The sequence below is a fragment of the Chryseobacterium sp. WLY505 genome (genome assembly GCF_030846215.1).
Taxonomy (GTDB): domain Bacteria; phylum Bacteroidota; class Bacteroidia; order Flavobacteriales; family Weeksellaceae; genus Chryseobacterium.
Genome location: NZ_JAVCWI010000016.1, coordinates 80,512 through 88,357 on the forward strand (window position 1 = coordinate 80,512; position 7,846 = coordinate 88,357).

The 7,846-nt window shown below is 36.3% G+C and carries 12 protein-coding genes; 10 read left to right on the forward strand and 2 right to left on the reverse strand.

The genetic code is table 11. The annotated features are described in order from the left end of the window. The first annotated feature begins 1 nt into the window (after position 1). From RAH34_RS21445 to RAH34_RS21460, 4 genes are read left to right on the forward strand one after another with little or no spacing between them, the layout of a single operon-like run. On the forward strand, positions 2-367 hold the full coding sequence (locus RAH34_RS21445) for a response regulator (RefSeq protein WP_185144364.1): 366 nt from the start codon (positions 2-4) through the stop codon (positions 365-367). Beyond that, positions 368-1,198 carry a protein-glutamate O-methyltransferase CheR gene (locus RAH34_RS21450; protein WP_114821823.1) on the forward strand — a complete coding sequence of 277 codons (831 nt, stop codon included), beginning with the start codon at positions 368-370 and terminating at the stop codon, positions 1,196-1,198. 12 nt (positions 1,199-1,210) lie between these two features. Beyond that, positions 1,211-1,780: a chemotaxis protein CheB gene (locus tag RAH34_RS21455; RefSeq protein WP_306597484.1), complete on the forward strand. Its 570-nt coding sequence runs from the start codon at positions 1,211-1,213 to the stop codon at positions 1,778-1,780. Positions 1,781-1,808: 28 nt separating this feature from the next. Then, positions 1,809-2,180, forward strand: coding sequence for a response regulator (locus RAH34_RS21460; protein WP_114821825.1), 372 nt, complete (start codon positions 1,809-1,811; stop codon positions 2,178-2,180). A 55-nt stretch (positions 2,181-2,235) separates the two neighbouring features. On the opposite strand, the gene RAH34_RS21465 is transcribed toward RAH34_RS21460, so the two are convergent. Further along, the gene (locus RAH34_RS21465; RefSeq protein WP_114821826.1) at positions 2,236-2,523 is read right to left on the reverse strand and encodes a hypothetical protein; all 288 of its coding nucleotides are present in this window, start codon (positions 2,521-2,523) and stop codon (positions 2,236-2,238) included. A 104-nt stretch (positions 2,524-2,627) separates the two neighbouring features. Here RAH34_RS21465 and RAH34_RS21470 point away from each other — a divergent pair, with 104 nt between their 5' ends. Continuing rightward, the gene (locus tag RAH34_RS21470) at positions 2,628-2,750 is read left to right on the forward strand and encodes a hypothetical protein (protein WP_262510857.1); all 123 of its coding nucleotides are present in this window, start codon (positions 2,628-2,630) and stop codon (positions 2,748-2,750) included. A 5-nt stretch (positions 2,751-2,755) separates the two neighbouring features. Then, entirely contained in the window at positions 2,756-3,433 is a 678-nt protein-coding gene (locus tag RAH34_RS21475) for a MarR family winged helix-turn-helix transcriptional regulator (protein WP_114821827.1), read from the forward strand. Between the two features lie 63 nt (positions 3,434-3,496). Here the strand turns inward: RAH34_RS21475 and RAH34_RS21480 are convergent, their stop codons facing one another. Next, complete coding sequence (locus RAH34_RS21480; protein WP_114821828.1) at positions 3,497-4,318, reverse strand: alpha/beta fold hydrolase; 822 nt, start codon at positions 4,316-4,318, stop codon at positions 3,497-3,499. 527 nt (positions 4,319-4,845) lie between these two features. Between RAH34_RS21480 and RAH34_RS21485 the strand changes: the two genes are divergently transcribed. The 4 genes from RAH34_RS21485 to RAH34_RS21500 all read left to right on the forward strand — a co-directional run bounded on the left by RAH34_RS21485 (position 4,846) and on the right by RAH34_RS21500 (position 7,633). Beyond that, a complete protein-coding gene (locus RAH34_RS21485) occupies positions 4,846-5,436 on the forward strand; it encodes a Crp/Fnr family transcriptional regulator (protein ID WP_114821830.1) in 591 nt (196 codons plus the stop codon). A 180-nt stretch (positions 5,437-5,616) separates the two neighbouring features. Further along, positions 5,617-6,009 (forward strand): Rid family hydrolase, encoded by a 393-nt coding sequence (locus tag RAH34_RS21490; RefSeq protein ID WP_306597485.1) that lies wholly within the window; start codon positions 5,617-5,619, stop codon positions 6,007-6,009. A 334-nt stretch (positions 6,010-6,343) separates the two neighbouring features. Next, on the forward strand, positions 6,344-6,886 hold the full coding sequence (locus RAH34_RS21495) for a peptidoglycan-binding protein LysM (protein WP_306597486.1): 543 nt from the start codon (positions 6,344-6,346) through the stop codon (positions 6,884-6,886). Positions 6,887-7,087: 201 nt separating this feature from the next. After that, complete coding sequence (locus tag RAH34_RS21500) at positions 7,088-7,633, forward strand: peptidoglycan-binding protein LysM (protein WP_114821833.1); 546 nt, start codon at positions 7,088-7,090, stop codon at positions 7,631-7,633. Positions 7,634-7,846: the final 213 nt, after the last annotated feature.

The window sequence follows — 7,846 nt, forward strand, 5'->3', positions numbered from 1 at the left end:
GATGAGTAAGAAAATTTTAATTGTGGATGATGATCCACGTAATATATTTGCATTGAAACTCACCCTTAAGGCTCGTGGATATGCAGTTGAAACCTCCGTCATGGCTCAGGAAGCTTTGGATATGCTAAAGGCTGATCCTGGGTTTTCTGTGGTGCTTATGGATATGATGATGCCTGGAATAGATGGATATGAAGCAGTAAGGATCATTAGAAATACCCCGGAAATCAAACATATCCCTGTTATTGCTGTTACAGCGCAGGCAATGCCAGAGGACCGTCAGAAATGTATCGAGGTGGGAGCTGATGATTATGTTTCAAAACCAATTGATGTGGATCTTCTTATGATGGCAATAGAAAAATTTTCATAAATGCTGGAACCAAGTATCGTAAAAGATAAAGAAATAGAATATCTGATCAACGATGTTTATGAGATGTATGGCTATGACTTTTCCGGTTATAGCAGGGCTTCGTTTAAAAGGAGAGTAAACAGGATATGCCTTTTAGACCGGTTTACAAGCTTTGCTGAACTTAGGTATACCATCATGAATGATAGTGAGTATTTAAAACGTTTTGTAGAAGAAGTTACCGTAAATGTCACAGAAATGTTCCGGGATCCTTCTTTTTTCAAAGCATTGAGGGAAAAGGTTCTGCCGCAATTGGGCACTTATCCGCTGATCAGAATATGGATTGCGGGATGCTCTACGGGAGAAGAAGCCTATTCCATAGCTATTTTACTGAAAGAAGCCGGTCTTTATCATAAATCTCTGATTTATGGAACAGACTTGAATCCTGCCGTGCTCGAAACAGCCAGAGCCGGAGTTTTTCCGCTACAACAGATGAAATTATACTCTGAAAATTATATGCTTTCAGGTGGAAAAAAAGATTTTTCTGATTATTATACAGCCAATTATGACAGTGTAAAGTTTGATGAAAGCTTACAGGAAAAACTTATTTTGTCTACTCATAATTTGGTGTCAGACAGTTCTTTCAATAGCTTTCAGCTGATTATCTGCAGAAATGTTTTGATTTATTTTGATAGAGAGCTGCAGGAAAGGGTATTCAGACTTTTCGATAATAGTTTGGAAAATTTAGGATTTCTTGCGCTGGGAGCAAAAGAAACACTCAGGTTTTCTACTATAGAAAAAAATTATCATCAGATTGAAGACCAGAAGATCTGGAAAAAGCTTGACCATCATTAAATAAGTACGGGTATGAAATCACAGACAGGTATTGAATTAATTGTAATGGGAGGGTCGGCAGGAAGTTTACAGGTCATTATCGAAATGGTCAAAAACCTGGGTGATGCAGTCCCCGTTCCCATTGTACTGGTAATACACCGCAAAGCGCAATCCGGAGATATTTTGCGGACTTTGCTGCAGCAGTTTACGAAAATACAGGTTGTAGAAGTGGAAGATAAAACAGAGGTTGAAGATAACACAATATACATTGTTCCTGCCGATTATCATCTATTGTTTGAGAACAAAAAGTGGATGTCACTGGACAGCTCTGAGAAAATGAATTATTCCCGTCCATCCATAGACGTTACATTCAGGTCTGCGGCAGAAATCTACGGGGAAAACCTGATCGGTATTCTTTTATCCGGAGCTAATGCTGACGGGGTAGAAGGATTGGGTTATATTAAAAAAAATAATGGGCAGGTATGGATTCAGGATCCTGATACGGCAGAAATAAAATTTATGCCTGAGCATGCCATAGAAGAAATTGAATATGATTTAATTTTCAGACCAGCTGGTTTGGCAAATTATATAAAGCAATTGTAATATTTAAGAATAAAATAATCTACATAATATGAGTAAAAGGAAGATTTTAATTTTTGATGATGAGACAGCGATCTTAGAAGTAATCACCATTATATTTGAAGAAAACGGATATGATGTCAAAATCTCAGAGACTTCGCATGACATCCTTGAGAAAGTGGCAGACTATCAGCCCGATGTTATCCTGATGGATAACTGGATTCCCAAAATAGGAGGAGTGGAAGCTACAAAACTTCTCAAAAGTACCGAAGCATTTAAACATATTCCTGTAATTTACGTTACAGCCAATAGTGATATTGTTGCTTTGGCATCCGAAGCAGGAGCTGATGATTATGTTTCAAAACCTTTTGATCTTGATGATCTTGAAGCAATGGTAGCGAAACATGTAAAAGAACAGGTATAAAACCTTCTTTACATAACTGATAAATAAAAGATTTCTCAAATCCCTGAGAGATCTTTTATTTTTTTTCCAGGGTCTTAATAATGTATTCCTTTGTTAAAATACGCGAGTTAACATCGTGAATTAAAGAAACCAGTAATAGATACAGTTCTGGATTTTCCATGACGGCCTCGGAAAAGGTTTTAACCAGAATCAATTTTCTGGAAATAATGTTTTGTGCAACGATATATTCATTATCCACATTGATATCCGCTTTCAATTCTCTTTTTATGATGACATTGAAGTACTTATCAATAAAAGTTTTATCTCTTATTAAATCTATTGGTGTTGTTTCTATATGATCCATACAATTATTTTACTTCAGTTTATTTTTAAACAATTATTATACCGTACTAAAAGAAAATTGATTTTCATAGGTAAATGAAAAAAAGTGCCTTATAACTGGCCAGAATGATGAATACCGTTGGACTGGCATCCAATAGCCCGGATATGAAGAATGACAGAATCCGTTCTGTTGATAAAGTCCTGGTTATATATTGTATTGTTTTTGGTATATTTGTAAACTATTTTTAGAGAAAATGAATTACACGCTTATTAAAGACTTTATAGACTTGCTTCAGGAATTTGAAAACGAAGTGCAGGCTTCTCCCGGTGTCTATCCGGGAAACATTCAGGGCTTTAAAGCCTGGATTTCTGATTGCGAAAATACAGGAGCCAATCAGGCTCAGGAACCTTATTGGGAAGGTAAGGAAAATGGGAGAACCCCGGAAAGTGCGATAAGTACTTTGCTTGTTCATCTTAACCGGTATGCAAAAACCTATTCAAAGTCTGCCATCTCAGATTCTGAGTTTTCAACCCAGGAAGATTTTATTTATCTGATTAATCTTAAGGCTTTCGGTGAGATGACGAAAATGGCTCTTATCAAAAAAAATATTCATGATAAGCCGGTAGGTATGCTGATCATTGCAAGACTTCTGCGCCAGGGACTTATTGAGCAGACGGACTCTGACCAGGATAAAAGAAGCAAACTGATCCGTATTACTGAAAGAGGATTGCAGATTCTGGGCAATCAAATGGAGAAAATTCGTCATGCTACCAATATCGTTGCCGGAAATCTGAACTATTACGAGAAGATGGAACTGATACGCATTCTTAATAAACTGGATCGTTTTCATTATCCGATTTTTTCACGGAATATCAATTCTGATCAGCTTATTGATACAGTGTATGATGAATACTCATTTAAAGATTCATAAAATCAGGCATGCATATAAAAAAGGGGAATCATTTTCGATTCCCCTTTTTTATAGTATCTTATATTAAGCCTCAATAAACTCCAGAAGATCTTTATTAATGGTTTCGTGCTCCGTAGTTGGCATTCCGTGAGGGAAACCTGGGTAGGTAATCAGTTTTCCGTTTTTCAACAGTTTTGCAGATTTAATGGCAGAGTTTTCGATGGGAACAATTTGGTCATCTTCTCCGTGAAGAACCAAAACAGGAATATCTACAGCTTTTAAATCTTCAGTAAAGTCAGTCTCGGAAAATGCTTTGATTCCGTCATAATGTGCCACGATTCCACCCATCATTCCTTGTCTCCACCAGTTTCTTTGTATCCCGTCTTTTACATTGGCACCTTCTCTGTTGTATCCGTAGAAAGGGAAAGTCAAATCAAAATAAAACTGGTTTCTGTTATTCAGAGTCTGCTCTCTGATCCCATCAAAGACTTCCATCGGAACACCGTCAGGGTTGTTTTCGCTCTTTACCATTACCGGTGGAACAGCACTGATTAAAACTGCTTTTTTTGCTCTTCCTTTAGAATATTTGTTGACATAACGGATCACTTCACCACCTCCAGTAGAGTGGCCAATGTGAACCACATCTTTCAAGTCAAGGAATTCAACCAATTCTGCAGCGTCAGAAGCATATTGCTCAATGGTGTGATTGTAGATATTCTGGCTGGAACGACCATGGCCTCTTCTGTCGTGAGAAATCACTCTGTAACCTCTCTGAAGGAAGAAAATTACCTGTGCATCCCAATCGTCTGATGATAACGGCCATCCGTGGTGAAACATTAATACAGGTCCTTCTCCCTGGTCTTTATAAAAAATCTCTGTTCCGTCTTTTAATTGTAGTGTGCTCATTGTTTTGAATTTTTAATGTTTGGTTAATTTATTTGATAAGTATTTGTTTTCTTATTTCTTCAGCAAATGTATGATGGATAAAGGAGGTAGAAATTAATCTAGTTTAATTTCGTACAATTTTATAATTTTTTTGTTCTGATAGTTATTTCTATCTTCTATTCACCCCACTCAGAATGCTGCTTTCAAAATCCGTATCTACTTTCTCTTCCAAACTAACACATCAACCTAAATTTTTTGTGATTGTAAAAAATCATGGAATTATATAAAGAATCCCCGAACATAACGGAGGGTGGAAAGCGGAGATCCGGCATCTAGAAAGCGCTCGTCTGGATTATGTCCAAGAAAATGAAGCAGATATTGTTTTGCCTGGTTCAGAATTGGATCAGAGATTTGAAAATGAGATTGAAATTTTTTAAAAAATCTAAACCAAAAATTGGAAGGTAATTGATCATTATGGCTGTAGAAGCGGGCTCCCGAAGATTGAAAATTACACACTTTTTTCTAATTTGCAGCTGTAAAATAAATTTATGTTTCAAAATATTATCAAAAACATCTCACGGTTTGTTACTTTAACACAAGAAGAGGAAAACATTTATGAAGGTTTGCTGACGCTTCAGAAGTACCCGAAGAAAACACACCTTCTGCGCGAAGGAGAAATTTGTCAGTTTGAAGGTTTTATAAAGCAGGGTTGTACAAGGACTTATTATCTTGATGAAAACGGTTTTGAAGTAACCCTTCTGTTTGCTGTTGAAGATTGGTGGATTACGGATATTGATTCTTTTAATAATAAAACACCTTCGAAGATTTTTATAGAAGCCCTGGAAGATACCGAAGTTTATATACTGAATCCGGAAACTAAGGAGGAATTACTGCAGAAGGTTCCGAAATTTGAAAGAGCATTCCGTCTGATGATGCAGCGGTATGTGGTAACCCTTCAAAACCGCCTGATTAATACAATTTCTCAACCCGCTACAGAACGCTATCTGGAGTTTATCAGGGTTTATCCTACTATCCCGCAGCGCGTGGCACAGTATTATATTGCATCGTACCTTGGAGTTTCTAAGGAGTTTGTAAGTACAATCAGAAAACGTCTGGCTACTAAAGAAAAACAAAAATAGTAAGCATAAAGTTTCCCTTTCTCGAAGTGAAAGTCCGAAGAATTCTCAGGGTGGTTTATACAAAATGTGTAAACCACTTTTTTTATTGGGAATAAAAGAAAAAGACATTTATTAAACCAGTTCAATTTCTGAGATTTTTATCAGTTCTATATTTGCTTTATTAATTTAAACAATAAAAAAATGGTACAGGAAAACAAAACAGCAGAAGGCTTTGGAATGCCTTGGGAAGATATCTATGGATACGCGCAGGCGGTAAAAAAAGGAAATACTGTCTGGATTTCCGGTCAGTTAGGTCACAATAAGAAAGGTGAATTGGCTGAAGGAATGGAAGCCCAAATGAAACAAACTTATGAAAATATCAAAGAATTATTGTCGAGGTATGATATGACGATGGAAAATGTGGTGGAAGAAGTTATCTATGCAATGGATATGACGACGGCGTTTGAGGCGAGAAAAAATCTCAAAACAGGATTTTATGATCATCCTGAAGCGGTAGCCAGTACAATGGTTGGAGTAAGCGGACTTGCATTGCCTGGGCAGCTTGTAGAAATTAAAATAGTGGCAACGGTATAAGTTTCCGGTCTTAATTTTTTGGTCCTTTTGTTCTAAGACAAAAGGACTTTTTTTATTCTGAAAAGTGGGAAATCATAGCAAATCTTTTTGATCTGTTAACTTGATTAATTACTCTTAGTACAGATGCTGATTCTACGATCTTGGTGACAAATCTATATTTTTTCGAGTCTGAGATAGTAATAGGAATTACTCTATCTGATTGAATATCTGTGAACTTTATCATAAAAATATCTGATTAATGATGAAAAAAACTTTGGTAATGTCATATATTGTTATTAGATTTATAATGAATTCTGAATGACAATATTATTACACCTCACTAAATTTATTAATCATGAAAAAGCAAATCCTTATCGTTGCGCTATCTCTGGGAGCAATCGCCTTAGGAACCCACCGGGTTATGGCACAAAATTCAGAGCAGGTGAGTACATCAGTAAATATTATTTTATCGGATGTTATTGCAATGGACATTGGCTCTGTTGCTTCAGAAGGTGCTGTAGATTTTAATTATGGGAGCACAAAAGACTATAATTCATCAAAAAATGTGACCGTTCCGAATAGTTTAGTCATTATTTCCTCTAAAAATTTCGATGTAAAAGTAAAATCTGAAGGCACACACTTTGTAAGTGGTGCAAATGTAATTCCTGTAGATATATTACAGGTCAAGGCAATACCGGGCGGAAGTTTGGTGGGAACCCTGAATGAGGTCACTTTATCCACTGCTGATCAGGTGCTGGTGAGTAATGCAAGTTTAGGTACCAAACAGTCTTTAAATATTGCTTACTCCATTTCGGCGGAAAATGCATCCAAGGTCCTTCTGGGAAAACCACAGGGAACTTACACACAAAAAATAACTTATACTGCCACTGCACTGTAAGTAAATACAATTTTAAATAGGAAAGCCCTCAGTACTGTCAAAGTATTGAGGGCTTTTCTATTGATCATATGAATAAACTGTGTAGTGATTTTACTACGTGAACTTCCTTTTTCCACTACAAGGAAACTTTTAGCACCACTATAAATTTGCAGTATACAAAAGATAACAAGTAAGTAAAAAATAACAATAAATATTACCATCATGAAAAAGCAAATCGTAATCACAGCCTTAACTTTTGGAGCCATCATATTGGGAACTAGCAATGTTCAAGCTCAAAATACAACTGCAACTACAACCGTAAACATTACCCTGAATGACGTAATCTCTATCGACGCAGGAAGTACTGCCATTGGTAATACGGTTGACTTCAACTATGTTACTGCAGCAGACTACAACTCTGATCAGACTATTACCAAAGCCAATTCTTTGAAAGTTACTTCCACAAAGAACTTTAATGTTAAAGTAAAAGCAGGAGGTGCTAATTTTATGAATGGAACGAACTTAATCCCTGTGAATGTTTTGACGATTAAAGCAGCTACAGCTGCCGGATCAATGGGAGGAACAAAAAATACTGTGGTTTTATCTGCAACAGATCAGAATTTAGTTACCAATGCCCCGCTGGGAAGCGCATTAACACTAAACCTGGACTACACTATTCCAGCAGCAAAATCTTCATCATCTGATATTTTAGGGAAGCCAGCGGGAACTTATACACAAACAGTAACTTATACAGCGACTGCTTTATAATAAAAAAACACATCAATATACATGTCCTCAGTACCTGTAAAGTGTTGAGGGTTTTTCTATTAATCATATGAATAAACCGTGTAGTGATTTTACTACGTGAACTTCCTTTTTCCATTACAAAGAAAATTTTAGCACCATTATAAATTTGCAGTATACAAAAGATAACAATTAAGTAAAAAATAACAATAAAATATTACCATCATGAAAAAGCAA

Coding starts and splice junctions, on each gene's coding strand:
- RAH34_RS21455 (WP_306597484.1), top strand. CDS start 1,211: ATGAAATCACAGACAGGTATTGAATTAATTGTAATGGGAGGGTCGGCA.
- RAH34_RS21495 (WP_306597486.1), top strand. CDS start 6,344: ATGAAAAAGCAAATCCTTATCGTTGCGCTATCTCTGGGAGCAATCGCC.
- RAH34_RS21500 (WP_114821833.1), top strand. CDS start 7,088: ATGAAAAAGCAAATCGTAATCACAGCCTTAACTTTTGGAGCCATCATA.
- RAH34_RS21480 (WP_114821828.1), bottom strand. CDS start 4,318: ATGAGCACACTACAATTAAAAGACGGAACAGAGATTTTTTATAAAGAC.
- RAH34_RS21490 (WP_306597485.1), top strand. CDS start 5,617: ATGGTACAGGAAAACAAAACAGCAGAAGGCTTTGGAATGCCTTGGGAA.
- RAH34_RS21465 (WP_114821826.1), bottom strand. CDS start 2,523: ATGGATCATATAGAAACAACACCAATAGATTTAATAAGAGATAAAACT.
- RAH34_RS21450 (WP_114821823.1), top strand. CDS start 368: ATGCTGGAACCAAGTATCGTAAAAGATAAAGAAATAGAATATCTGATC.
- RAH34_RS21460 (WP_114821825.1), top strand. CDS start 1,809: ATGAGTAAAAGGAAGATTTTAATTTTTGATGATGAGACAGCGATCTTA.
- RAH34_RS21470 (WP_262510857.1), top strand. CDS start 2,628: ATGATGAATACCGTTGGACTGGCATCCAATAGCCCGGATATGAAGAAT.
- RAH34_RS21475 (WP_114821827.1), top strand. CDS start 2,756: ATGAATTACACGCTTATTAAAGACTTTATAGACTTGCTTCAGGAATTT.
- RAH34_RS21445 (WP_185144364.1), top strand. CDS start 2: ATGAGTAAGAAAATTTTAATTGTGGATGATGATCCACGTAATATATTT.
- RAH34_RS21485 (WP_114821830.1), top strand. CDS start 4,846: ATGTTTCAAAATATTATCAAAAACATCTCACGGTTTGTTACTTTAACA.